20 protein-coding genes and 1 pseudogene are annotated in these 25,982 nt (G+C 43.2%); 3 read left to right on the top strand and 18 right to left on the bottom strand.

The window, feature by feature from the left end:
* The first annotated feature begins 1 nt into the window (after position 1).
* A complete protein-coding gene (locus tag C400_RS0115165) occupies positions 2–322 on the top strand; it encodes a hypothetical protein (protein WP_017427493.1) in 321 nt (106 codons plus the stop codon).
* Between the two features lie 119 nt (positions 323–441).
* Here C400_RS0115165 and C400_RS0115160 read toward each other — a convergent pair whose 3' ends face one another.
* The 3 genes from C400_RS0115160 to mntR form a co-directional block, all read right to left on the bottom strand.
* Positions 442–1,431, bottom strand: a complete 990-nt coding sequence (locus tag C400_RS0115160; protein ID WP_016822303.1) for a patatin-like phospholipase family protein — start codon at positions 1,429–1,431, stop codon at positions 442–444.
* A 95-nt stretch (positions 1,432–1,526) separates the two neighbouring features.
* Positions 1,527–3,269, bottom strand: a complete 1,743-nt coding sequence (locus C400_RS0115155) for a family 10 glycosylhydrolase (RefSeq protein WP_017427492.1) — start codon at positions 3,267–3,269, stop codon at positions 1,527–1,529.
* A 137-nt stretch (positions 3,270–3,406) separates the two neighbouring features.
* A complete protein-coding gene (gene mntR / locus C400_RS0115150; protein ID WP_007430946.1) occupies positions 3,407–3,832 on the bottom strand; it encodes a transcriptional regulator MntR in 426 nt (141 codons plus the stop codon).
* 252 nt (positions 3,833–4,084) lie between these two features.
* Here mntR and splB point away from each other — a divergent pair, with 252 nt between their 5' ends.
* Positions 4,085–5,149 carry a spore photoproduct lyase gene (splB, locus tag C400_RS0115145; RefSeq protein WP_017427491.1) on the top strand — a complete coding sequence of 355 codons (1,065 nt, stop codon included), beginning with the start codon at positions 4,085–4,087 and terminating at the stop codon, positions 5,147–5,149.
* Here splB and C400_RS0115140 read toward each other — a convergent pair.
* The 9 genes and pseudogenes from C400_RS0115140 to adhE all read right to left on the bottom strand — a co-directional run bounded on the left by C400_RS0115140 (position 5,142) and on the right by adhE (position 19,161).
* Positions 5,142–5,859, bottom strand: a pseudogene (locus C400_RS0115140) (cytochrome c biogenesis CcdA family protein). The gene splB and the pseudogene C400_RS0115140 sit on opposite strands and share 8 nt — an antisense overlap.
* Before the next feature lie 168 nt (positions 5,860–6,027).
* A complete protein-coding gene (gene metG / locus C400_RS0115135) occupies positions 6,028–8,046 on the bottom strand; it encodes a methionine--tRNA ligase (RefSeq protein ID WP_017427489.1) in 2,019 nt (672 codons plus the stop codon).
* 412 nt (positions 8,047–8,458) lie between these two features.
* On the bottom strand, positions 8,459–8,749 hold the full coding sequence (gene yidD / locus C400_RS0115125; RefSeq protein ID WP_016822308.1) for a membrane protein insertion efficiency factor YidD: 291 nt from the start codon (positions 8,747–8,749) through the stop codon (positions 8,459–8,461).
* Position 8,750: 1 nt separating this feature from the next.
* Positions 8,751–9,242 (bottom strand): Fur family transcriptional regulator, encoded by a 492-nt coding sequence (locus C400_RS0115120; protein ID WP_016822309.1) that lies wholly within the window; start codon positions 9,240–9,242, stop codon positions 8,751–8,753.
* Between the two features lie 255 nt (positions 9,243–9,497).
* Positions 9,498–11,717, bottom strand: a complete 2,220-nt coding sequence (locus C400_RS0115115; protein ID WP_017427488.1) for a copper amine oxidase N-terminal domain-containing protein — start codon at positions 11,715–11,717, stop codon at positions 9,498–9,500.
* A 487-nt stretch (positions 11,718–12,204) separates the two neighbouring features.
* On the bottom strand, positions 12,205–12,633 hold the full coding sequence (locus C400_RS0115110) for a hypothetical protein (protein ID WP_017427487.1): 429 nt from the start codon (positions 12,631–12,633) through the stop codon (positions 12,205–12,207).
* A 502-nt stretch (positions 12,634–13,135) separates the two neighbouring features.
* Complete coding sequence (gene pflA / locus C400_RS0115105) at positions 13,136–13,894, bottom strand: pyruvate formate-lyase-activating protein (protein WP_016822311.1); 759 nt, start codon at positions 13,892–13,894, stop codon at positions 13,136–13,138.
* Between the two features lie 65 nt (positions 13,895–13,959).
* Positions 13,960–16,221, bottom strand: a complete 2,262-nt coding sequence (gene pflB / locus C400_RS0115100) for a formate C-acetyltransferase (protein ID WP_016822312.1) — start codon at positions 16,219–16,221, stop codon at positions 13,960–13,962.
* Between the two features lie 327 nt (positions 16,222–16,548).
* Positions 16,549–19,161 carry a bifunctional acetaldehyde-CoA/alcohol dehydrogenase gene (gene adhE, locus C400_RS0115095; protein ID WP_017427486.1) on the bottom strand — a complete coding sequence of 871 codons (2,613 nt, stop codon included), beginning with the start codon at positions 19,159–19,161 and terminating at the stop codon, positions 16,549–16,551.
* Positions 19,162–19,420: 259 nt separating this feature from the next.
* Between adhE and C400_RS0115090 the strand changes: the two genes are divergently transcribed.
* Positions 19,421–20,137, top strand: a complete 717-nt coding sequence (locus C400_RS0115090; RefSeq protein WP_014599995.1) for a Crp/Fnr family transcriptional regulator — start codon at positions 19,421–19,423, stop codon at positions 20,135–20,137.
* Positions 20,138–20,280: 143 nt separating this feature from the next.
* Here the strand turns inward: C400_RS0115090 and C400_RS0115085 are convergent, their stop codons facing one another.
* The 6 genes from C400_RS0115085 to C400_RS0115060 all read right to left on the bottom strand — a co-directional run bounded on the left by C400_RS0115085 (position 20,281) and on the right by C400_RS0115060 (position 25,981).
* A complete protein-coding gene (locus C400_RS0115085; RefSeq protein WP_017427485.1) occupies positions 20,281–21,048 on the bottom strand; it encodes a dioxygenase family protein in 768 nt (255 codons plus the stop codon).
* A 705-nt stretch (positions 21,049–21,753) separates the two neighbouring features.
* Positions 21,754–22,098, bottom strand: a complete 345-nt coding sequence (locus tag C400_RS0115080; protein ID WP_013371810.1) for a winged helix-turn-helix transcriptional regulator — start codon at positions 22,096–22,098, stop codon at positions 21,754–21,756.
* 243 nt (positions 22,099–22,341) lie between these two features.
* Positions 22,342–23,073: a ThuA domain-containing protein gene (locus C400_RS0115075; protein WP_017427484.1), complete on the bottom strand. Its 732-nt coding sequence runs from the start codon at positions 23,071–23,073 to the stop codon at positions 22,342–22,344.
* A gap of 19 nt (positions 23,074–23,092) precedes the next feature.
* The gene (locus C400_RS0115070; RefSeq protein WP_016822316.1) at positions 23,093–24,061 is read right to left on the bottom strand and encodes a sugar phosphate isomerase/epimerase family protein; all 969 of its coding nucleotides are present in this window, start codon (positions 24,059–24,061) and stop codon (positions 23,093–23,095) included.
* 77 nt (positions 24,062–24,138) lie between these two features.
* Positions 24,139–25,221 (bottom strand): Gfo/Idh/MocA family protein, encoded by a 1,083-nt coding sequence (locus tag C400_RS0115065; protein WP_016822317.1) that lies wholly within the window; start codon positions 25,219–25,221, stop codon positions 24,139–24,141.
* Positions 25,214–25,981: a sugar phosphate isomerase/epimerase family protein gene (locus C400_RS0115060; RefSeq protein ID WP_017427483.1), complete on the bottom strand. Its 768-nt coding sequence runs from the start codon at positions 25,979–25,981 to the stop codon at positions 25,214–25,216. Before C400_RS0115060 ends, C400_RS0115065 begins: the two co-directional genes overlap by 8 nt.
* Between the last annotated feature and the right edge of the window lies 1 nt (position 25,982).

The following is a 25,982-nucleotide window of genomic DNA, read 5'->3' as shown; positions in this document are numbered from 1 at the left end:
GATGTACAGACATGCCGTTATTTTCTGGCTTACCCTTGCTTTGGGCGCATATGGAATTGTAGATATGCTATGGAAAGGTAGCTGGGGCTTTCTCATTAGTTTACTAATCCCCATCTTTATTTTTGCAGTTATATTTCTGCTGTACAAATACCAGCCAGGACAACGCAAGCGAACTCCCAAAGTTAAGCCCTCTGTGCGCACCATGACCAAAACAGCCAGTGCACGTAAACAGCAGACTACAAGCAAACGCAAAGCGTATCCTTTTCATGTCATTGAGGGTTCCAAGGGCAAAAATGAAGAGGAACAACCTAAATATCATTAATCATTATCAACCTTTAAAATGTAGCACAAAGGAGCCATCACCCGTGTTTTGCAATATGACCGGGAAGAGGCTCCTTTTTTACTTCCTTTGAAAATACTTCAACTGCCAGTAAGTGGTGTTTATTTCATGGCGTACATGGTATCTTTCATCAATTGATACTTACTATACTGCTGCTGGTAAGAAGTGATGCTCCATTTGTGGAAAAAAGCTTCTCCTGCCTGCACACCGGAAGCATACAACAAATCACTTTGCTCTGGTGAAATGCTGAATTGGGCAGTGCGGATACCCAAAGTTGGAATTTTAATGGTCCGATACCGATTCTCCTGCTCAATATACCGTTCATCATGTGCCGATAGCATGGTATCAAAAATAGCCTGCAGCATGGTCAATGGGCCTCGTATATAAGAAACCTTGGTCTCCGTCCCTGTTTTGCCCACCATTTGAAATCCTACCGTTGGAATCGTTTTGGCCTCACGTTCATTGACAGGCTCATCAAAAAGCCATAGAGGCAGATTGCTGAGTAAGGCTCCATCAACAACAAATACAAATTGCTGGGAAAAGGTTTTTCCCTTGGCAAGTGCAGAATCAAGTCTTAACATAACAGGATCAAAAAAATAAGGGATACTCGTGCTCATCCGAATGGCCTTGGCTACCTCTAGTGAAGAGGGGTTTATACCAAAACGTTTGATATCCTCAGGAAGCACCAAAATGCGTCCATTCGTAATATCTGATGCAATAATGCGCAGCTTGCCAGGAGGTAGATCCGCGAATGTACGCACTCCTTTAGCTAGTAACAGCTCGCGTACCCAATGCTCTAGTGCCTCTCCTGAGTAGAGCCCTTTTTTAAGAAAGATACGTGCTGCTGGCCCAACCCACTTAATATTGAACACTGGAGAACGTCTTAACAACTTGACCAAGGGAGTTTTCTCAATTACGGCTTTCATTTCATCCGCCGTATATCCCGCAGCCAATAAAGCAGCTACAATAGCACCTGATGATGTACCAGCCAAACGATTGAATACAATATCATGCTCTTCCGCAGCCTTAACTGCACCCGCCAGCGATATTCCCTTAACCCCTCCACCCTGGAACACAGCATTGATCAGCATAGATCAAAAAACCTCCGTTCTCTTGGGAGTAAGCAGTTCTACTGCTTATGTATGAGAACGGAGGTCCATATAGAACCTAAATGATCCAATTTATATCATAATTGATAATAATTTTGAAGAAGTTGAATGAGTCCGTATGGATTTTTCCGCAAATGCTGTGCACTAAAATAAATATCCCCTTTGACCTGCTTATAATTCTCGTTCAGTTCAAGCTGCTTAATTAACTCTTGAGCGGATTGCCATCCTTTTTCAGGGGTGCCGATTTTATAAGGGGAATGGCCAATATACAGCTTAACATCTGAATTTTTGACCTCATTGGACCACCATGCGACAAGCTTGTCATATCCAGCTGCTGGGAAACCGATACTCCAGTAAATTTGTGGAGCTACATAATCAATCCATTCTTTGTTAATCCAGGTTCTTACATCTGCAAATGTCGTGTCATACGCAGTAACGCCTGCCTTGGTGTCTGAACCCGTTAAGTCCTGAGACTTGTTGCGCCACACGCCAAAAGGACTAATCCCGAATTGAACTTTCGACTTGCTGGCATGAATGCTTTTACCCAAATCGCGAACAAAACTATTTACATTATCTCTCCGCCAGTCACCTTTGTTAGAGATTTTGTTGGCGTTATATGCTTTGAATGTCGCATCATCATCAAAAGTCCCGCTGTAAGGATAAAAATAATCATCCAAATGGACACCGTCAATATCGTATCCGTTTACGACCTCCATAATCGCAGCAATGACATGCTGACGTGCAGCTGGAATTCCAGGATTGATGTACAACTGGCTACCATTCTTAACAATCCAATCCGGATGTTGATTAGCCACATGGTTTGCTGCCAAACCGCTAGTTGTTCCTGTAGAATTAGCACGGAACGGATTAAACCAGGCATGGAATTCCATCCCCCGCTTATGTGATTCACTAATCATAAATTTCAACGGATCATAGCCTGGATTTTTACCCTGGGTATTCGTTAAATACTTGCTCCATGGCACAAGATCAGACGGATAAAGCGCATCCCCGCTGGCACGAACCTGAACAAATACCGCGTTAATGCCCATACCCTGCAAATCATCGAGCATTTTTGTAAACTCCTGCTTTTGCTTCTCGGAACTGCTTCGTGCAGATGAAGAAGGCCAGTCTCCATTAATGGTGGAAATCCATGCTCCACGCATAAAGGTTGTAGCCTTCACCTGAGCCACATTTCCCTGTGAGGAACCTGAACCTTCCTCATTAGTAGAGGTTGACGGTGAGGTAACAGCGTCCTGTCCATCCTCCTTGGCTCCCTGATCGGTACTAACACTCTCCTGATTGCCAGATGCTGAGTTATTTGATGTTGAGCTGCTGTTTCCCACAGAAGTACTCCCACCAGTAGAGGAACCTTCTTTACCACTGCTTAACGTAATGACCCGCTCTGAGGCTTGCCAGTCTACTTTTAACCCCAACTCTTCCCCAACAAAACGCAGTGGTACCATGACTCTCCCACTTGACATACGCGCAGATGCGTCCAATCGAACCGACTTGCCATTCACAGTAGCGCTTTGTGCACCATTATCCATAGATATATTTTTGTTCTGTGCTGTAATCGTTACCGTACCAGACGATGCCGACCAGTTGACCTGTGCGCCTAATCCCTCACTAATCACTCGCAAAGGAACCATCGTGACATTCGCGCCCTGTACAATGTACGGTGACGCATCACTTTGCAGGGACTGTCCGTCCAATATAATCTCAATCTCACCAGTTGATGCCGCTTGAACTCCAGGCACGATGGCAGTCTGTACTGCTAAGAGTAGACCCGCAACCATGAGCCCTATTTTCTTCCGATTCATATCTTTATAATCCTCCGCTACCCCTGTTAATTTTAACCCCTATCTTGTCCTGCTATATAATGGATAGACGCTAATAACCAGATATTTGTTGCGGTCAGGAAAATAAAAAAAAGCATTGTCCGTAAGGACAGATGCTTTTAGGAATCCCCACTCAATTCCTTGTGTATGTCATGAAGCTGGCGCAAGCGATCTTCATCTCGGCGGAAATATTCAACCAATGTCTCGATACGTGTGATGGAATCCCAGCTCAAATGGTGTTCAATACCTTCCACATCTTTATATATTAGGTCCTTGTCAACCCCAATCATATCCAGAAATTGCTCTAGTAACTGGTGGCGGTCAACCAACCGTTTGCCGACCTTTTTCCCTTTCGGTGTCAAAATCAGTCCCCGATACTTCTCATATACAAGATAATCGTCCTTATCCAACTTCTGAATCATCTTGGTGACGGACGAAGGATGCACCTCCAAACCCTCTGCGATATCCGAGACACGAGCATATCCCTTCTCATCGATCAGTTGGTAAATGCGCTCCAAATAATCTTCCATGCTTGGCGTTGGCACTTGTTTCCCTCTTTTCTGTTATTGAACGGGCGCTTACCGCCTTCATTTCCTGCATTAAACCTACTATGTAATGATACATGTTATCATCGCTCATTGGCAAGTCTCGTCCCTCCACTCACATCTATTGCCACGATTTGTTCAATTTAAGCAGGGTACACTAATGTTGTCGCCCCTGTATCGTTACTTTCTGCGGAGATGCTTTAGAGTTGGACACCAGAGCACAGAGGATTTATTTCGAAAGGAGCGTTAGCCATGTCTACGCTTGAGCGTACTCCTGTCCAAATCAGAGGAACCAAGCCATTCATGCCTGATCTGGTGTTTTTTGAACCAGACGCACTAAATTATCCCAAAGGCCAGCGTATTATGGATTGGGTCAAAGCCAAGGATATTCCGTATCGTATGACGACCTCTCACAACCGAATTACCAATTTACCAGGTGAAACTGAAGTTGAAAAATACCGAATGGCAAAAAAGACACTGGTTGTCGGCATCCGTAAAACATTAACTTTTGACCAATCCAAGCCCTCTGCCGAATATGCCATCCCTATTTCGACTGGTTGCATGGGGCACTGTCACTACTGTTATTTACAAACAACCTTAGGAGCAAAGCCGTATATTCGGATCTATGTCAATACTGACGATATCATATCAGCAGCTAAAGCCTATATCGAGGAGCGGGCGCCTGAAATTACTCGTTTTGAAGCAGCTTGTACCTCTGATCCGGTTGGTTTGGAGCATATCACTGGATCACTTGGAGACTTGATTCGTTTCATGGCAGATGAGGAATTTGGCCGACTTCGTTTTGTTACAAAATATCATCATGTTGATCCATTGCTGGATATTAAACATAATGGCCATACTCGCATCCGCTTTAGCATTAATTCCGATTATGTTATTAAACAGTTTGAACCTGCAACTTCGCGCTTTGAGGAACGTATTGAAGCAGCGGGCAAAATCGCACGGGCCGGTTATCCGCTGGGGTTCATCATCGCACCCATCATTTGGTATGACGGCTGGGAAGAAGGATACGGAGAGCTGCTGCGTAGATTGGGAGAAACCTTGCCCCAGCATGCTACGAAGGATCTGACATTCGAATTAATTCAGCATCGCTTTACCAAAACATCCAAAGCTGTTATCGAGAAACGTTACCCGAAAACCAAACTGGAAATGGACATAGAAAAACGTAAAAAAAAATGGGGCCGCTGGGGCCAGAATAAATATGTTTATCCCGATGAACAGCAAAATGCACTACGGGAGTTTATCACAGAACGCATTTTTGAACATTTTCCTTTAAGTCGTATCGAATATTTCACATAACCAGCATCCAATCCGGGGTAATCCGTTGTAAAAAAAGCGTAACATCTGTCATATGATCCGTTACCAGCAGACCGCCAGTGATCACAAGCAGCATGCCACCTATTTGGATAAGGATGGAAGTATAACGGGACGATAACTTAACAGAGCCTGCCAGCAAAGCCAATACAAAAAACGGAATCGCAAAACCAAGTGCGTAGCCAGTAATCAGCTTGAACCAAATGTGATGCTCTACTGCCGCCAAAGCGATAATAGCTGTTAGCATAGGACCGATACAGGGTGACCAGCCTGCCGCAAACCCAATTCCGATTACAAAGGAACCGGCGTAACCGGCAGGCTTCCATGTCCAGCGCAGCTTATGCTCTCTCATTAGAAATAATGGACGCACGAAACCAAGAGATACCAGACCCATGAGTATAATAAGTAGCCCCGCTACGACTCTTAGCGTATCCCCATAATTGGCAAACCATTCTCCAAGCAACCCGACACTTGCCCCCAGTGAATAAAAAAACAACCGAAAAGCCTAATACAAAAGCAAGCGTGTGTCCCATCGTACGATAGCGAACCTCTGCCCTGTGCCGTCCTTCAGCCAGTTCACGTGCCGACATTCCTGTTATATACGATAAATAGGATGGATATAGTGGCAAGCAGCACGGTGAAAAAAAAGAAACCAGTCCAGCAACGATGGCCAACCCGGCGTTGACATCTGACATCATCATTTCCTCCCACCTGTCTTAGTGAACACGCAGAGCAAATACAAGCCCTACCTACTAAAACATACGTATAGACAGAGAAAAATATGATACAAGCCAAAAAGCGTATGCCTGGGAGAATAATATCCAAGCATACGCTTTTTACGTTCTTTTATTTTATATAGCCTCTTATTTTACAATCGCACCATTTGGCATACCATCCGGTACAGTGGCCAATGTAAGCTGATCCCCATGTGATGCTGCCAAAATCATACCCTGCGACAGCTCACCCCGAAGTTTTACTGGCTTAAGATTGGTCACACAGATCACCTTACGCCCAATGATATCCTCAGGTGTATAAAACTTCGCAATTCCTGATACCACCTGTCGCTGCTCATAACCAAGATCGAGCTGAAGCTTCAATAGTTTATCGGCCTTCTTCACAGGCTCACAGGCAACAACCTGGGCAACGCGCAGTTCTACCTTGGCAAAATCCTCAATGCCAATCTCTTCTTTCGGCTCCGGTGCTTCCTGGCTCGCCTCAGATGCATTCAGCGGTTGAGCTTGTGTGGCAGCTTCCTCCGGTTTCTTACCTCCAGTCATTGCTTCTACGATAAAAGCAACCTCTTGCTCAGAGTCCAGACGGGGGAAGATCGGATTACCTTTGACCAACTGCGTTCCTTCTGGAATACGTCCAAATTGCTTGCCGCTATCCCATGTAGTCAGCTCCCCTTGACGAATACCGAGTTGTTCCCAAATTTGATGAGGTGCACGCGTCAAGAAAGGCTGAAGTAAAATGGAAGCAATACGTAAGCTTTCTACCAAATGCACCATAACAGATGCCAATTCGCGACGTTTTGCCTCATCCTTAGCCAGATTCCAAGGTTGCGTCTCGTCAATATACTTGTTGCTACGGCTAATAAATTGGCTAATCGCCGTTAAAGCCACGGAAAATTCCATGTTTTCCATAGCTTCTTCAACTTTACTATAAGTCGATGTTGCCATATCTACCAAAGCTGCGTCGAATGAGGTTACATTGGCTTCATAAGCGGGAACTTTGCCGTCAAAATATTTGTCTACCATCGCTACCGTACGATTCAACAAGTTGCCCAGATCATTGGCTAAATCCGAATTTACACGATCTACAAAACTTTCAGGTGTGAATGTTCCATCCGCTCCAAATGGCACCTCGCGCAGCAAGTAGTATCGAAGTTGATCCAGACCATAACGGTCAATCAACGTTACCGGGTCTACCACATTGCCTTTAGATTTCGACATTTTGCCATCTTTCATGAGTAACCAACCATGTGCAAATACTTTTTTAGGCAACGGAAGGTCCAGTGCCATCAGCATGATTGGCCAATATATCGTGTGGAATCGTACAATCTCTTTACCTACGATATGCACATTTGCTGGCCAAAATTTATCGTACAGCTCAGTATTAGAAGAGCCATACCCCAAGGCAGTGATGTAGTTAGAAAGTGCGTCAATCCACACGTATACGACATGCTTCGGGTCCCCCTTGACCTTAACACCCCAGTCAAAAGTTGTACGGGAAACAGCCAGATCTTCTAACCCCGGCTTGATGAAGTTGTTAATCATTTCTTTTTTCCGGGATTCCGGTTGGATAAACTGCGGGTTCTCTTCATAAAATTGCAGCAACCGATCAGCATACTTGCTCATGCGGAAAAAGTAACTCTCTTCCTTGACCAGTTCTACAGGGTGTCCACTATCCGGGCTCTTACCTCCAGTTACATTACCTTCAGCGTCCTTCACGACGTCAACGAGTTGAGTTTCTGTGTAGTAAGTCTCGTCAGGAATGCTGTACCAACCTTCGTATTCTCCCTTATAAATATCGCCTTGTTTTAATAAACGATCAAAGATTTCCTGTACGACAGCCTTATGACGTTCCTCCGTAGTACGGATAAAATCGTCATTGGAAATGTCGAGCTTCCGCCACAGGTCTTGAATACCTGCCACGATGTCATCTACGAAACGTTGCGGCGTTTTGCCAGCTGCACTTGCCTTTTGCTCAATCTTCTGGCCATGCTCATCCGTTCCTGTCAAATAACGAACCTCATAGCCCCGTAGCCTCTTGTAGCGAGCCATCGCATCACCCGCTACCGTCGTGTAGGCATGTCCTATATGGAGCTTGTCACTGGGATAATAGATCGGTGTTGTAATGTAAAATGTGTTCTCACTAGACATGTATGTTCCTCCTGTTTTGTTCACGACAGCAAAAGATTTGCTACCATGATAGGTACTCCAATTCATGAATTCGACACAAATTGGGCACAAAAAAGACCCCCGTCCCTATGGGACGAGAGTCACCTCACGCGTTACCACCCAAATTCCCTGTACCCTCGCAGAATACAGGCTTCACCGGTCACATCTGACCGCCCATTAACGCTGGATCACGCCTCCTCCTTACGATTGCCTCCTGAACATAGCTTCACTGTGGCAAATACGCTCGAAAAAGGTTCCTCCAGGACCATATTCAGGCTTCACTCCAGACCGGTTTTCAGCTAACTCCGGCTCTCTGTACTGGACGACTTACCTTACTCATCCCTTCACAGGAAAACAATATTAACCAAAATATAACCAAATCGGCATGGCGCTGTCAAGTCAGACCCTTCTCGGTGTGGGTAACCAAACGATCTTTGTCAGACTGATCTAACCCCTTTTTTGCAGGAGGGACCAAATCTACACCGCCGGGATGAAATGGATGGCATTTAGCTATACGCTTTGCAGCTAGCCATGAGCCTCTGAGCGCACCATGCACTTCTACCGCCTCTAGCGCATACGCCGAACACGTCGGATAGAACCTGCAGGTAGCCGGCTTTAATGGTGAAATGTAAGCACGATAAAACTGAATCGGAGCCTGTACCACTCTGCGCGTGGTGATTTTCATTTCAGTAGCCCCCGTGGCTGTGAGTGTGACTGCTCGTCTGTTTGAAACCCCCATCCGAATTACTCTCAGTATGCCCATTCTTCTGCTGACAGTCTTTGCAATAACCAAAAATTTCAAACTTATGCTCGACGATTTGGAATTGATCTGTTGTATCTGTCATTTGCATTGGACAAAAAGAAATCGGCAATGTTTTCTGACAGCTCAAGCAAATCATATGGTGGTGGTGATGATGTTCATTACAGCTCACCTTGAACTTCATCCCATCCTCAAAAGATACCTGCTCCAGTACACCCAATTCCTGCATTACACGCAGATTGCGATATACTGTATCAAAGCTAAGTCCGCTGTACTTCTTACCCATATATTCATAAACGTCTTTAGGGGACAGATACCCTTCATTCTCGGAAAATAACGTGGCCAACGTCTTGCGTTGATCTGTAATACGCAGCCCCTGAGCGGACATCGTTGCGATAATCTCATCCTTTGTCAGCATGCGTTTCACCCTCCCCTGTCTATAGTTTCAGGTTTTCTGATGCAGGCTTAGGCTTGCATCTATTCATTATACCACGATTAAAGTCAATATTATAAGAGATATTCACGCTACTCATAAGAAAAAGACGTTCTCCAGTGCTGCAACCAAGTTCGCAACGGGAGAACGCCTATATCCTGCAAGTGACATCGACTTTTAAAACGGTGAATGATGAGACTCAAGTGGTCTATACCGGTAAACAGCACCGATTATTTAAAATTAGTTTTTAATAGCTGGTAAAGGCATAACTACTACGGAAACCGGCAGATTACTACCAGCAGCTGCAGTGAAATACATCTCTACACTTTCTTCGATATGACCTGTGCGATACAGCACACTCATCTCATTCGGAGCCCATACAGCACCATTTGTCGGTATGCCCACAACCTGATTGTTCACCATCGCATAGCCGGAATATTCGCCTCCACGCGGGTTGAACGCAATCAGTGAATACGGCGCTACATGGTCCAACTTAACCTTATATACAACACCAAAGTTACCAGCATTAGAAGCAGAGGAGCCGTCCAGACCGTCGGTACCAATCAGGTTCGGGTCTACCTTATTATCACCAAGAACGATACGTTGAGCTGTTTTACCAACTTCTTCGGTAAAATTGAGCGAGATATCCGAATTCGCGTATGTTCCACGGTTATGAATACCGTCCTTAGGCAGTTTTGCCAGTGTAGGCAGTACAGTCATTGGATCTGCATTTGCATCCACCATAATGACCGTATATTGGATTGGCTGATCCGTGTATAGATCGGACAAGAGAGAAATGACTTGTTTTTGTTTCATTTTTTTCTCATTCAAATCCTGCAAAATAATACGGCTTTCGCCTGGATTCAGAACCGTACTAGAACGTTTGCTTCCATCTATCATAGACTGAAAATATTTTTGAATTGAAACTTTTCCCGCAGCTGTAGCAAATTCAGATGGTCCAGCAAAGCCTGAATTTTCGACATTAATATTGGTAGGCGTGATATTGTTGTTGGTCGCAATCACATACATCTTTACATCTCTACCCGTTTCATTCACATGATGGACAAGAATACGGGTACTGCCTGATCCGGTTTCCTGATATACGATACCATCCTGGAACACACGTTCCGGGCTGTTGGCACGAATCAGAAGACGTGGCGAAGATGTACTAGTCAAAGGAATGGTAGGCATTGTAGGCACCTGACTGCCATCTACACTGTATTTATCGCCATATGGCGTGAAAATTTTATTGAAATCATCTTCGTTGTATAGCAGTTCATTCGTAATTTTAATTGTTTCACTTTTGGTACCTGTTGCGCCATGCTTATCAGTCACGGTCAGTGTAATGGTTACATCACCTGGCTGGAAGAAGGCAAGTTTCTTGTTCTCCCAATCACGCTTAGTGATCGCATTCTCATCGTCAGTACTCAGGTCGGTAATGGTAATTTTTTCACCCATCTTGTACTCTTTTTTATCCGTTGTAAACAGAGCTACCGGCGGCTGGTTTGGCGGTCTTACTGTAATTGTTACTGAGTAAGGATCACTCCAGTTCCCAGCAGAGTCAAGAACGGAATAGGTAACTACATATGTACCCGGCTCCTGAAATACGTCCTGCTTACCTTCCCAACGTTGGTTCACAATCGGAAGACCTGTAGGAGAAGATTCCTTGGTCAAATACGTAACTTGAGTTTCACCCGCATAGATATCTTTTTGTTGAACCGTGAAAGAAGCTTTTGGCTTCTGATTCAAATCCATGATAACTTGTTTAGTTGTATTATTCACAGTATAAGGAATATTTAAGGCCTGCGTAATCGAGGTCAACGGTACCATAAATACGTTCTTTTGTTGGAAAGCCGGTCCCTTCATTTGTCTAGCTTCACCGTTAACCGTATAAACTTTGCTGTCTGTTTTGAAGCGTAGGACATTTGTTCCTTGGGTGATTACGGTTTCTTTGGTGGCAGTGTCATAACTAAACTGCAATCCGACACGGCTGACAAGAGAACGGATAGCTACATAGGAAACTCCGTCTTTGACTGTCATCGGCTGAGTTGCCGTATATACCTGTCCGTTTTGTTCCATTTTAGCACTGTTCAAATACAAAATCAGTTGATTCGCATTCATGGATGTTGGAGCTCCACCAGGATTGGTGATCGTTCCGTCTCCACCGTATACATCATTGGTTACGTTCGATCCGTTAGTGGTATCTGTAGGCAGCCCAGTCAATGGATCATTGGATACACCCGTGTTATCAGGTGTTACCGTATTAGCTGGTGTGCTTGTTCCATTTTGATCTCCGATACTATTCTGAACGCCGGAATCAGCAACATTGGTCGTCTGCTGGGCGCTAACCGAATCGGTGGATTGAACGCTTGTTGATGCTGCTTCTGCTCCTACAGGGGCTACTGCAGCCACCTGAGCTACCGCCAAGGCGGTGAGCATGGTCCATTTCTTGAAATTCATTGTCTGTCTCCTTCTATCCCCAAATTATTATCATTCCCGTGAAAAGTCATACTATTAGACGCGACAGTTGTCAAAAAGTTTCTGGAAATTTTGACGATCATGAAAAAAAGGGAACTTTCTCCTGTGATTGCAATAAACGAAAAGAATTATCCCTTAATACATTAAAAATCTACTAAATAAATAGGCTATTAGATTTAAAGATTTGGCTTCCGATCTTGCTAATTTATTTCGTCATAAAAAGTCCTCTATTGGAATAATCTCTTTTTATTAAGCTAATTTTTGTTCATAGGTGCTTTATTTAAAACTCTCATCTTATCAACTTGTAACTAGAGAGTATGGCATTTATGAATGACTGGAATATGAAAATTAACCATAAACAAAGTGAAACAATTACTTTATCGTTAGGTAGTAGTCCTCTCTTTGTGAAAAGAAAAGGTGCCCCAAGTCATCAAATCGACTTTGGGCACCCAATAAAAATGGTCATTAATCAAGGCCAAGTTAGAGAATAAGTTCCGTTATTATTATAAGTTTGAACACGAACTGTATGATAACCATATAAACCACTTACATGAAAACTAGATCCTTCACTAGGATTTCTATCACGCTGGTAGACATGTCTACCGTTACTATCATAAATATCAATACTATACAAATCTGAACTACTTGAGGCCGTATAAATCTGTACATCCAAAGACCCATTTAAATAAATAGATGCAGAAGTTTGACCCAGTTGATATGACCTTGATCCTTGAGGTGTAACTACACTTTCATTTGTTAATGTTTGTTCAATAACCGATTGTGAACTCGTGTTTGAGTTCATATTTTCTTTAGCATAGGTTAGTTGAGTAGGTACAAAACTTAAAGATAAAGTGAGAGCTGAGAGAGCAGTTAAACCTAGCAGCTTAGATTTTACCATGTTTCTTGTCTCCTTTTCTTTTATTATAATTTACAAATTCATAGTACAATAATTAGGTGAAAAAGTAAACATTTTTTTCCTTATTATTATATATATTGTTGTTTTATAATAAAAAATTCATAAAATATTGAAAATTTCAATAAAACAAGACTATTATGATTCTCTTCAGTTTCAGTAGCATAAATTTTATATTTATTTACTGTATATACTTCGACCGAAAGTTCGTGCTGTGAAATCTAAGTACATATTTTAGTAAATTTTCATTGTATCTATCAACGTTAATCAGGTACTGAAAATTACCTTTAAATACAAGAACTTAGATAACAATGAAACGTTTTTCTGAAAACTAAGAAGTGAGCAGAGCAAGAACAAGCCGATTCAAGTCGCAGCCTAAAAAAGTTTTTTATCTTAAATATTTCAAGACAAATTAAAACAGCGTGCACCGTTTAATACTGGTGCACGCTGTATACTCATTTTTTGCTTTGCAAAACTTACTACAACATTATGATGGATGACAAGCAGTATCCGTTCCTGCAGTCTCCAGACGACCCTCTTCAATGAGCCGGTAAGCACGTTGAACTTCTTCATCTGTAGGAGACGGAACTCCCTCCAGCGGATATGCCTTACCGAGCATTTCCCATTTGTAAACACCCATTTGATGGTAAGGTAAAATTTCGAATTTCTCGACTCCGTTCAACGTTCCAATGAACCGTCCCAAATTGAGTAGATCTTGCTCGTCGTCATGGATACCCGGTACAAATACGTGTCTAATCCACATTTTTCGCCCTTGCTCAGACAACCAGCGGGCCGTACTTAGCATACGATCGTTGGATTTGCCTGTAAGCTTAATATGCTTGTCGTTATCAATGTGTTTAATATCTAGTAGTACCAAATCCGTTACGTCCAGTAGATCATGGATACGACCTGCATCATTAAAGCCGTTACTGTCCAATGTCGTGTGCAAATTCCAGCGACGTTTCACTTCTTTGAACAACTCTGCTACAAAATGAGCTTGTAATGTCGGTTCTCCACCGGAAACTGTTAATCCGCCTCCCGAAGAACGGTAATAGGCTAAATATGGTTCAATCTCAGCCAATACTTCTTCTAACGTCATCGGATTACCTTCATTTAAGGCCCAAGTGTCCGGATTATGGCAATATTGACATTTCAACAAGCATCCTTGCATAAAGAGCACGAAGCGGATGCCGGGACCATCTACGGTCCCGAAGGTTTCCAATGAGTGTATGTGACCTTTCAACATGTTGCATCATCCTTCCCGCATCCGCTATGCGTGCGTCAGTGTATTATATGATACGTAAAACTTATTTACATTGTACCGTGGAAAGTACGGTTAATAACATCCAATTGTTGCTCACGAGTCAGCTTGATAAAGTTAACAGCATAACCGGAAACACGAATCGTAAGTTGTGGATAGTTTTCTGGGTGTTCCATTGCATCCAACAGTTGTTCACGAGCAAACACATTGACATTCAGATGATGTGCGTGGCTTCCAAAGTAGCCATCCATCATCGAAACAAGGTTTGTTTTGCGTGTTTCTTCTTCTTTACCCAGTGCTTTAGGCACGATGGAGAAGGTATTCGAGATACCATCTAAGCTGTGTTCATAAGGCAATTTGGCTACGGAACTCAGAGATGCCAGAGCGCCTTTTTTATCACGACCATGCATTGGGTTTGCACCTGGTGCGAACGGTTCGCCTGCTTTACGTCCATCAGGTGTTGTACCTGTTTTCTTACCGTATACCACGTTGGAAGTAATGGTCAGTACAGATTGAGTAGGAACCGCATTACGATAAGCTTTATGTTTGCGGATCATGCTCATGAAGCTTTCTACCAGTTCTACAGCGATAGTATCTACGCGGTCATCATTGTTACCGTAGCAAGGATATTCGCCTTCGATTTCAAAGTCAACAGCAATTCCTTTTTCGTTGCGAATTGGTTTAACTTTTGCATATTTAATGGCGCTCAAGGAGTCGGTAGCAACTGACAGACCCGCAATACCACAAGCCATGGTACGAAGAATATCACGGTCATGCAACGCCATTTCAATGCGTTCGTAGCTATATTTATCATGCATATAGTGAATAACATTCAAAGTGTTCATGTACAGTTTTGCCAGCCATTCCATCATAGGTTTGAAACGGCTTAACACTTCTTCGTAATCCAGCACTTCGCTTGTAATAGCTGGGAATTCAGGTCCTACTTGAACGCCGGATTTTTCATCCTTACCGCCGTTAATGGCATACAGTAGAGCTTTTGCCAAGTTGGCACGAGCGCCAAAGAATTGCATTTGTTTACCGATTCTCATAGCGGATACACAACAAGCAATACCATAATCATCGCCGTAGATTGGACGCATCAAATCGTCATTTTCATATTGAATGGAGCTAGTTTCAATAGAAACTTTTGCACAATATTTTTTAAAGCCCTCAGGCAGTTTTTCTGACCACAGTACAGTCAAGTTAGGTTCTGGAGCAGGTCCTAAGTTGTACAGTGTGTGCAAGAAGCGGAAGCTGTTTTTGGTAACACGAGTTTCTCCAGTGACAGACATACCACCAATGGATTCTGTTACCCAAGTTGGGTCACCACTGAACAGTTCGTTGTAGTCAGGTGTACGCAGGAACTTAACAATACGCAGTTTCATAACAAAATGATCGACCAGTTCCTGAGCTTGTTCTTCGTTCATCGCACCTTCCTCAAGGTCACGTTGAGTATAAATATCAAGGAATGAAGATACACGTCCCAAGGACATTGCTGCACCATTTTGTTCTTTAATCGCTGCAAGATATCCAAAATATACCCATTGGAAAGCTTCTTTTGCATTGTTAGCTGGTTTAGAAATATCAAAACCGTGCTCAGCAGCCATTTGTTTCAATTCATTCAAAGCACGAATTTGTTCAGAAATTTCTTCACGCAGACGGATTACGTCTTCTTCCATGGAATCAACTTCAAGGCTTTTCAATTGAAGTTTTTTATCTTGGATCAAGAAGTCTGCACCATACAGAGCTACGCGACGATAGTCACCGATTATACGACCACGACCGTATGCATCTGGCAGACCAGTAATGATCCCAGCTTTACGAGCTGCTCTCATTTCATCTGTATAAGCATCAAATACACCTTGGTTGTGTGTTTTACGGATATGAGTGAAAATGTCAACAATGCTTTGTGGCACTTCAAAACCATAGGCTTTACAAGCATCGATCATCATTCGAATTCCACCAAACGGCTGCAAAGAACGTTTGAATGGAGCATCTGTTTGTACGCCGACAACTTGTTCTTTGTCCTTGTCCAAATAGCCTGGTTTATGTGAAATAATGGTGGATGGCGTATTTACGTCTACATCAAGAACGCCGCCGTTTGCCAACTCTTTTTTAGTAAGATCAGATACAATTTCCCACAATGCAGTTGTATTGGCGGTAGGACCAACCAAAAATTCTTCATTGCCAACATAAGGTGAGATATTTGTTTCAATAAAATCGTTGACGTTAACTTCTTTAGTCCATTTTCCTTTTTTAAAACCTCTCCAGCCAGATTGTTGCTCTTGTAATTCTCTCTCAATCACCGACATGTAAATCCCTCCAAATTGTTTGGTCTTCCGGACTTGTGATTTTTTTCACGTTTAAACTATTTCTTGAGCCCGGCCTTTTCACCGATGCCTTACGCTCAGTGTCGGGACCTTTCTTACACTCTTATTGTAGAATAATGATAGAGTGTAGTATGTGACAAAAATCACAATATGAGTGATTTTTGTCACTTTATTTTCCCTAGCTTCACGCGTATACCTCTAGCCTTGCCGTTCACCTCCCTTCCCAAACCAAGAGGCCCTCTATATAGAGAGCCTGCATTGGTATTGTATAGGAAAATGCTTAGTTACAAGCCTCTTCATACTATTATATTATTGATCAAAGCGTCCGTAGAAGGCATTACGGTATACATCAGCCAATTCAGTAACCAGCGGCAGCTTTGGATTTGCAGTTGTACATTGATCCTCAAAAGCGCGGTCAGCCAAATAATCTACACGTGATTCAAAGTCTTTTGGATCGAAACCAAGTTGTTGGAACGATTCCTCGATACCGAGTGTTTTGTTCAACTTACGGATCGCGTCAATTAAGCTGTTAACCCCTTCTTCAGTGGTACGTGCAGGCAGTCCCAGTATGCGTGCGATTTCTGCATAGCGCTCATCTGCAACAAAGTGCGAATATTTAGGGAATGATGCAAATTTTGTCGGTTTTTTCGCATTGTAGCGAATAACGTGCGGCAGCAAGATAGCATTCGTGCGGCCATGCGCTGTATGGTATTGTCCGCCCCATTTATGTGCAAGACTATGGTTAATACCTAAGAATGCATTAGCAAACGCCATACCTGCAAGTGTAGAAGCATTATGCATTTTTTCGCGAGCCAGCTTATCAGCAGTCAGAGCCGATTGCTCCAGGTATTGGAATACCAGTTGAATAGCTTTAATTGCCAGACCATCTGTGTAATCATTGGCCATTACAGACACATAAGCCTCGATAGCATGGGTCAGAACGTCCATACCTGTATCGGCTACAGCAGTTTTAGGCAGCGAATATACAAACACAGGGTCAATAATTGCCACATCAGGAGTCAACTCATAGTCAGCCAGCGGGTACTTCGTGTTGCCCAGGTTTTTGTCCGTAATAACTGCAAACGATGTAACTTCCGAACCTGTACCCGAAGTTGTAGGGATAGCCACAAATTGTGCTTTTTGACCCAGACGTGGGTACTTGTAAATCCGTTTACGGATATCCATGAATTTTTGTTTTAAGTTATTGAAATCAGTATCCGGATATTCATAGAACATCCACATGCCTTTAGCAGCATCCATTGGCGAACCGCCGCCGAGTGCGATGATGCAATCCGGTTGGAAACGTCTCATCATTTCAGTACCGCGCTCTACCGTAACTGTCGATGGATCTGGCTCTACTTCGGAGAACACTTCAATAGCAACCGGTGTTTGACGCTGGTGCAAATAATGGATGACACGGTCCACATATCCGAGTTTCACCATCATAGGGTCAGTGATAATGGCTACACGTGTGATATCAGGCATTTTAGCAAGATACTGTGTCGAATTTTTTTCAAAATAGATTTTGGAAGGTACTTTGAACCATTGCATATTCACCGTCCGTTTCGCCACCCTTTTCACATTAATCAAGTTAACTGCAGATACGTTCGACGAAGTCGAGTTACGACCGTACGAACCGCAACCAAGTGTCAACGAAGGAAGGTTGGTGTTGTAAATATCACCGATTGCGCCATGTGTGGAAGGTGCATTTACAATGATACGTCCTGTTTGCAAACGGTCTGCGAAGCGAGCAATAACATCCTCATCTTGCGAATGGATTGCTGACGAGTGACCCATACCGCCGAACTCTACGACTTCAGCAGCACGTTGGATACCTTGCTCTGCATTTTTTACTTTGTAGCAAGCCAATACCGGACTCAATTTTTCCGCAGATAATGGGAATTTGGTTCCTACTCCTTCAATTTCAGCGACCAAAATTTTGGTTCCTGCCGGTACTGTAATACCGCTCATTTCAGCAATTTTTACAGCAGACTGGCCGACAATGGCCGGGTTCACTGCACATTTTTCTACATTCATAGCTCCTTGAGTGAGCTTAGCTGCCTCTTCTTTATTTACAAAGTAGCAACCATTAGCAATCATTAATTTCTTCACTTGCTCGAAGATAGGCTCTTCAATAATTACAGCTTGTTCCGAAGCACAAATCATACCGTTATCAAAAGATTTAGAAAGGATAAGGTCGTTCACGGCCTGTTTGATATCGGCTGTTTTCTCAATAAAGCAAGGTACGTTACCAGGACCTACGCCAAGTGCAGGTTTACCACAGCTATAAGCTGCCTTAACCATGCCTGATCCACCAGTTGCCAAAATCAACGCTACATCAGAGTGGTTCATCAGTACATTTGTTTTATCCATCGAAGGTGCTTCAATCCATTGAATACAATCCGCTGGAGCACCATGTTTAACAGCTGCTTCAAGCAAGACGCGGGCTGCTTCCGCACTACACGATTGAGCAGATGGATGGAAGCCGAAAATGATTGGGTTACGTGTTTTAATGGCAATTAACGCTTTGAACATCGTAGTCGAAGTTGGGTTTGTTACTGGAGTAATCCCCATGATAATACCGACTGGTTCAGCTATCTTTTGAAAACTATCAAAGTCATTGTCTTCAATGACACCGACGGTTTTCTCATTTTTGATGCTATGGTAGACATATTCTGTTGCAAACATGTTTTTGGTGATTTTGTCCTCGTACACACCACGTCCTGTTTCTTCAACAGCCAACTTCGCGAGGTGCATGTGCTTATCCATCCCTGCGAGTGCCATAGCTTGTACGATTTCGTCAATCTGTTCCTGATTCATACTCATGAAAGCTTGCTGTGCCCGGTTCGCCCGGTCAATCAGCGTTTGAATATACTGCTCTGCGCTTTGCTCTTTTTGGATAACCTCGTTTTTAACAGCCATTTCCCTCATCCTCCTGTTATCTCGTGTACTATCTCTTGTTCACGCACTGATCGTAACACAGCTTTCTAAGATATTTTGTGATTTTTTTCACAATCTATTTAAAATTTTATTTTATGAAGTGAATTAAATCACAAAGTTTGGAATTCTGCCACTTTTACCCCCTCATCTTGCCCCAAAAACGCATTGCACAGGTATATAATGAATTTGAATTGATCAAGTTGCAGATAAAATAACATAGGATACAAAGGGGAAATGGACGATGAGAAACCCTACAAATGTAATGGAAGCCCGCGGCAACACCTGTTGCTTCTCGGAGGCCAGCTTCAACCGGCTGCAAGTGATGATGAAAGATCGAGTCATGCCAGAAAGTTCGCATCTGTTCTGGGAAGGAGATACAGCGGATAAGCTGTTTTATATTAAGCGCGGACGCGTAAAAGTGACCAAAACAACGGATGAGGGTAAGGAACTTATTCTATATATGTATCAAAGCGGCGATCTTGTTGGTCAAGCTGATCCTTTCTTCGGCACTAAGCATTCCTTTTCTGCTGAGGTTCTGGAGGACAGTGATATTGGCGTAATCGATCATACAGATTTGGAGTTGCTTATTTGTCAGCATTGTGATTTTGCGATTGACTTTATGAAATGGATGGGATCGCATCACCGCATTACCCAGACCAAGTTCCGCGATTTGATGATGTACGGCAAGCCTGGCGCTCTATGTTCCACACTCATCCGACTATGCAACACCTATGGTGAGCCTCACGGCGACTATATTCTGATTCATAAAAAGATTACTCATACTGACTTATCAAATATGATCGGTGCTACCCGGGAAAGTGTAAATCGGATGCTCAGTGATCTGCGTAAGAAAAATGCAGTCGAATACGATAATGGTATGATTGTTGTCAAGGATTTGGAAATGCTGCAAGGTGTATGTCATTGTGAATTGTGCCCACGTGAGATTTGCCGGATATAATAAATTTTTTTTAATGTAAAAGGGAGTGCTGTAAGCCATTATTAGCTTATAACACTCCCTAATTTTATTCCACTCCCCATTTTTTAGAGAACGGACGGGACAGTAACAAAGCACATAACTCGACCTTCTTCTGCCTACCCACTTTAAAACTGCAAACATAGATAACTTAAATTTCCCATCTCATAGCTTCTATGGATGACCTTAGCTTTGTTTGCAGGGTCGCCACTACCCATTGCAATAAACAACGGTACAAAGTGTTCTGCTCTAGGTACAGCCTGACGAGCATACGGCGCTTCGCTTTCATAGTGATCTAAAGCTTCTATATCTCCGCTTTGCACTTTTTCGATAATCCAGTCATCAAAATCAATTGCCCAACGTTCCGTTTTCGTTTCTCCCCATTTGACAATACGCAGATTATGGACAGTCACGCCACTGCCAATGACCAGAATATCTTGTTCTCCCAACTCACGCAGCACTTCACCAATGGCAAATTGTACTTTGGGCGAGAGGTACGGATTTACGGAAATCTGAACTACCGGAATGTCTGCCTCAGGATACATACGATGCAACAATGTCCAGGAACCATGATCCAGTCCTCTCACATGATCAGTTTGTACCTCGATGCCGTTTTGTTCATATAACTTTTTCAACTTATTAGCTAGTTCAACAGAACCATGTGCTGGATATTTCACTTCGTACAGTTCCGGTGGGAAACCTCCAAAATCATAAATTGTATCGTATATGTCATCCATTGAACTAAGCGTTAACATTTGTGTCTCCCAGTGAGCTGTAAAGATAACAATCGCCTTAGGGTGAACGCTTTTCCCCAACTGCTCTAAAAATGCAGTATAGTCCGTCTGTTCAATAGCAAGCATAGGTGATCCGTGGGCTAAAAATAAAGATGGTATCATTAAAATCTCCTTATCGCATACAGTTTATTTTATTCATATAGTAACTTTATGTAAGTTATACTACATAAGTAATAGAGTAATGTCAATCTCGATGCCAGCATATACTCAAAGATCAGCAATTTCTTTAAATAAAGATTGATATAGGTATAAAGTCATAGTAATATGTAACTAATAAATTTTAAAATACTACTATATTCCGATACAAAGGACTGGTTTCTATGGAGATACATACTTCGAATTGCCCAAAATGCGGTTCCATTTTCCGTCAAAATCTTAGAAACCTGTGTAGCACTTGTATTCAAGAAGAAAATATATTCTTTGACCGCTGTTCTAACTATCTATGGAGGCATCCTTCTACTCATACCCGCCAACTCAGTGATGTGACTGGCACACCTATGGATTTGCTCACAGATTGGGTAAGAGCAGGCAAATTTCCCTCCACATACAGTCAGCTTGATTATCCTTGCGAGTCTTGCCGTTCTCCCATTTATGCAGGAAGACTTTGCCACTCGTGCTTAGGCACATTTCGTACAGCCGCACTGGATATTCAATCCCGTGTCCCCCGCCGTACAACAGCCGGAGTATTCTCAGTAGCAGGCCGTGCTAAAAGCTATTAAGCCGTACTGCCTATCACAAAATAAAAAAACAGCCTTTTTCCTAGGAAAAGGCTGTTTTGCTATGAAAAACACTTAATGAGTTTGGTGATCATCTAATCCATTCCTCAGCCCAAAATTGAATCTGCTCCATAACTGGCTGAAGTGCACGACCTTTGGTGGTTAGCTCATATTCAATGCGGACAGGAGTTTCCGGATATACATGGCGTGTAAGAATCCCTTCATTTTCCAGATCCTTCATCCGCTCTGATAACATTTTGTCACTCATTGTGGGAATCAGATTGGAAATATCCTTAAACCGCTTGGGACCGCTCATCATGGATTGAATAATCAATCCATTCCAGCGCTTACCCAGACATGAAAAGGCGGTTTCAAAACGCGGACACATTTTTGTAAATTGCGGTTGACTCTCCAAATTTTTCACCTTCTTTTGCATTTCGGTTTGATAAAGCTTTCCTTTTGTTAGTATATATCATTTTAGCATACTTTATCCCGAAAGAAAACACTTTCTTAAATTTAATTACCTGTGATGATAAAGTTGCCATGACCAAAACTGATTATACAACAAACCAATGCGGCAGGTATATGTCTAATTCGTTAAATACAAAAAGGCGGAATCCCAGAGGTTCCGCCTGTAAATCTGTTCTTTATAGAATTTATCATAATGTGATAATTGTAACTATACCAACACTCCACCAAGAGGCCTTACTGGTTCATTCCTACCATATATTGGTTTTTTATTACTTGTCGGAGAAGCCCAACGGATGCTGTTAGCAATGACCTTCAAAATATCAGGTTGGTAATAAGTTGGATAGGTTTCATGCCCTGGTCTGAAATAAAATATTTTACCACTGCCTCGATGGAAGGTGCATCCAGTTCTAAATACTTCGCCGCCTTCAAAGTTACTGATAAAGACCAGTTCATCCGGCGCAGGAATATCAAAGAACTCTCCATACATCTCTTCATGCTCTAAGAGAATTTTGGCGTCTATCCCTTCTGCAATGGGATGTGACGGATTTACTGACCAAATAATCTCCTGCTCTCCTGCAACTCTCCATTTTAAATCACAACTGGTGCCCATCAGAGCTTTAAATGGCTTAGAAAAATGGCCTGAGTGCAGTACGATGAGGCCCATCCCTTCCTGCACACGCTTGACGACACGCGCTGTAACTTCATCGCTCACCTGATCGTGGGCTTTATGTCCCCACCACAGCAGCACATCTGTGGAATTGAGGATTTCTTCTCCCAAACCATGCTCGGCATTATCACGCAGAGTAGCTGTTCGAATGGCAAAACCTTCATCTGCCAAGCCGTCAGCCAATGCCTGGTGTATGCCGTTAGGATAAATCCGTTTGGCTTCTTCATTTAACTTCTCGTTCAGAAATTCATTCCAAATGGTGACGTTAATCATCACAGTTCCCCCTATTAGGTTAGACCCACCACATCTCGCTAAGCGGTTCTTCAATCAGGACCTGGCGAAGATTATGGACAGCCTTAGTAAAGCCTTCTTCTACAGACATCAGACCGTCTTCATGCTCAATACTCACTACATAATCGTATCCCACCAGACGCAGAGCACTGATAATATCTGCCCAGGTTTTTACATCATGACCATAGCCCACAGTACGGAACTGCCATGCACGATCTAACATATTCGTATACTCCTGCATATCAGTAAGTCCGTATTTATTAACATTGATCGGATCAATCGTCGTATCCTTGGCATGGAAATGGTGGATGGCTCCCTCTCGGCCCAAAATTTGAACCGCCTGTACGGGGTCAATTCCCTGCCACCACATATGGCTCGGGTCCAAATTAGCACCAATGACCTCTCCTGCCGCTTCACGCAAACGAAGTAAGGTTGCTGGTGTATGCACGGAGAAGCCCCCGTGTAACTCCAGCCCTATTTTAACATGGTGATCTGCTGCAAATTTACCTGTCTCGGTCCAGTAAGGAATAATTTTATTTTCCCATTGCCACTTCAATACTTCTTGAAAATCATTAGGCCACGGAGCCACGGGCCAGTTTGGATACTTCGCGTCCTCGTGATCCCCCGGACAGCCTGAGAAAGTGTTCACGACAGGAACTTCCAGCTTTTCCGCCAAGCGGACGGTTTTCAAAAATGCATCATGATCAGCCTGTGCCAAATGCTTTTGCGGGTGAAGCGGATTGCCATGACAGCTAAGCGCGCTAATCGTTAGTCCGCGAGATTCTACTGCCTTTTTAAAATTTTTGAGCGCCGTATCGTTCTCCAGCAGCTCATCAGGCTTGCAATGCTTATCTCCCGGGTTTCCACCTGTTCCGATTTCTACAGCATCCAATCCCTGAGAAGCCACATAATCCAGCGCCTCCTCTAGCGAACGTCCACCAAACAACACCATAAATACTCCAAGTTTCAAAAGAAATCCCTCCCTGTATCATATGTGAAAAAAGCTGCTTTCATTATAATGATTGTCTATTCCGGATAATTATAGGCTTAGTCAAAGTAAACTGCTTTTCCCGTGCGGGCCGATTCATAGATGGCTTCCAAAATTTCAGTAACAACCAGTGCCTGCTCCGGCTTCACAAGAAGTTCTTTGTCGTCCAGAATAGATTCGATCCACAGACGGGCTTCACGGTCTGCTTCATTTTCCGTTTCACCGGAGTAAAAGGCAACTCCTCCTGCATTCAGATCTATTTTTGTATCAAACAAACGGCTATTCTTTTCTCCGTTAATGCGCAATCCATCCTGCATATCTGCTCCGCCTTCGGTACCGCATAACAACGTCTTGGCTTCACCAAACTCTACAACATTTAATGCCCAGCTGGATTCCAATACAATTGTAGCTCCATTTTGCATGGTGATGAATCCAAAAGCTGAGTCCTCTACTTTAAATTCATCAGGATTCCACGGTCCAAAAGCGTTTGCTGCATTTTTTCGGTCTCCCAGCTTATGGAAGGTTGAACCTAGTACGCTTTTAGGCTTGTAATTATCCATCAGCCAAAGTGTCAGGTCGAGTGCGTGTGTGCCGATATCAATAAGCGGGCCACCCCCCTGTTTCTCTTCATCCAAGAACACTCCCCAGGTTGGAACCGCACGGCGGCGTAGAGCAATGGCTTTACCCAGATAAATCTCACCAAGCTCTCCTTGCTCGACCAATTGCTTCAGATACAGACTGTCATCACGATAACGATTTTGATAAGCAATGGACAGCTTTTTGCCTGTACGGTTGGCCGCATCAAGCATTTCCCGTGCCTGCTCAGCAGTTTTAGCCATCGGCTTTTCACATAGTACATGCTTACCTGCCTCCAGCGCCGCTACTGTAATTTCTGAGTGCGAGTCGTTAGGGGTACATACATGTACAACTTCAATGTCTTTATTTTCTAGCAACTGACGGTAATCGCTATAAACTTGCGATCCTTCTGCACCATACTTTTCAGCAGCCTCTTCAGCACGTTCTGGTATAATGTCACAGAAAGCAATGATTTCTGCTCTCTTTTGCTTGGCAAGACTCGGCAAGTGTTTGCCGTTGGCAATGCCCCCACAACCGATAATCCCGATCTTGAGTGTTTTAGACATGAATATTTCCTCCTTGAGCTGCGTATTGTTGGAGCCACTTCATACTGGTTTCAATGCTTTCGATTGGAGGATTTGAGCTGAAATCCTGTTCCACGACAACCCAATCCACACCTGCTTCAATAGCGGCGTCTGTAATAGCCTGAAGCTGCACTTCTCCTTTGCCTAACTCTACAGTAATTGCTTTCTGCTGCTCGTCACGTGCCATATCCTTTAAGTGAATGATAGGTAGGCGTCCACGATATCGTCCGATGTATTCCACTGGATCATAGCCTCCATAGTATACCCAACAAGTATCCATTTCGACCTGTAACAAATCATCGGGAACCGCATCATATAGAGCATCGAATACCGGGCGATCATTGATTTTCTCTGTTAGTTCAAAATCATGATTGTGATAGGCGAGTATCAACCCATGCTCCTTTACTTTTTCACCAATACGATTCAGATTAACAAAAAGGTCATCCCACTCCCGCTCTTCTTCGGTTAAATAAGGAACAATGAGGTATTTATTGCCTAATTCTTTGTGATATGCAATTTCCTCATCCAAATGATGCAGCAAGCGGCTGTATTGTATATGGGTTCCGACAACCTCCAGATTCAGCTCATCCAAAAGCGCTCTGACATCCTTGGCACTACGTCCGAAAAAGTTATGAAACTCAACCCCTTTGTAGCCCAGCTCAGCTACCTTGCGCAATGTACCTTCAAAATCCTGTTCAAGCTCTTCCCTAACTGTGTATAATTGCAATCCTACTTTAGTCATT

This window comes from Paenibacillus sp. ICGEB2008 (genome assembly GCF_000307675.1).
Taxonomy (GTDB): domain Bacteria; phylum Bacillota; class Bacilli; order Paenibacillales; family Paenibacillaceae; genus Paenibacillus; species Paenibacillus polymyxa.
This window is presented reverse-complemented; position numbering and strand designations above follow the sequence as displayed.

Bases quoted from the DNA above. Each gene is read 5' to 3' on its own strand.
- C400_RS0115060 (WP_017427483.1), bottom strand. From the start codon at position 25,981: ATGACTAAAGTAGGATTGCAATTATACACAGTTAGGGAAGAGCTTGAA.
- C400_RS0115115 (WP_017427488.1), bottom strand. From the start codon at position 11,717: ATGAATTTCAAGAAATGGACCATGCTCACCGCCTTGGCGGTAGCTCAG.
- C400_RS0115120 (WP_016822309.1), bottom strand. From the start codon at position 9,242: ATGCTGACAAAGGATGAGATTATCGCAACGATGTCCGCTCAGGGGCTG.
- C400_RS0115075 (WP_017427484.1), bottom strand. From the start codon at position 23,073: ATGATTAACGTCACCATTTGGAATGAATTTCTGAACGAGAAGTTAAAT.
- C400_RS0115165 (WP_017427493.1), top strand. From the start codon at position 2: ATGTACAGACATGCCGTTATTTTCTGGCTTACCCTTGCTTTGGGCGCA.
- C400_RS0115155 (WP_017427492.1), bottom strand. From the start codon at position 3,269: ATGAATCGGAAGAAAATAGGGCTCATGGTTGCGGGTCTACTCTTAGCA.
- C400_RS0115090 (WP_014599995.1), top strand. From the start codon at position 19,421: ATGAGAAACCCTACAAATGTAATGGAAGCCCGCGGCAACACCTGTTGC.
- pflB (WP_016822312.1), bottom strand. From the start codon at position 16,221: ATGTCGGTGATTGAGAGAGAATTACAAGAGCAACAATCTGGCTGGAGA.
- metG (WP_017427489.1), bottom strand. From the start codon at position 8,046: ATGTCTAGTGAGAACACATTTTACATTACAACACCGATCTATTATCCC.
- C400_RS0115110 (WP_017427487.1), bottom strand. From the start codon at position 12,633: ATGGTAAAATCTAAGCTGCTAGGTTTAACTGCTCTCTCAGCTCTCACT.
- C400_RS0115080 (WP_013371810.1), bottom strand. From the start codon at position 22,098: ATGCAAAAGAAGGTGAAAAATTTGGAGAGTCAACCGCAATTTACAAAA.
- yidD (WP_016822308.1), bottom strand. From the start codon at position 8,749: ATGAAAATCACCACGCGCAGAGTGGTACAGGCTCCGATTCAGTTTTAT.
- adhE (WP_017427486.1), bottom strand. From the start codon at position 19,161: ATGGCTGTTAAAAACGAGGTTATCCAAAAAGAGCAAAGCGCAGAGCAG.
- C400_RS0115160 (WP_016822303.1), bottom strand. From the start codon at position 1,431: ATGCTGATCAATGCTGTGTTCCAGGGTGGAGGGGTTAAGGGAATATCG.
- splB (WP_017427491.1), top strand. From the start codon at position 4,085: ATGTCTACGCTTGAGCGTACTCCTGTCCAAATCAGAGGAACCAAGCCA.
- pflA (WP_016822311.1), bottom strand. From the start codon at position 13,894: ATGTTGAAAGGTCACATACACTCATTGGAAACCTTCGGGACCGTAGAT.
- C400_RS0115065 (WP_016822317.1), bottom strand. From the start codon at position 25,221: ATGTCTAAAACACTCAAGATCGGGATTATCGGTTGTGGGGGCATTGCC.
- C400_RS0115085 (WP_017427485.1), bottom strand. From the start codon at position 21,048: ATGATACCATCTTTATTTTTAGCCCACGGATCACCTATGCTTGCTATT.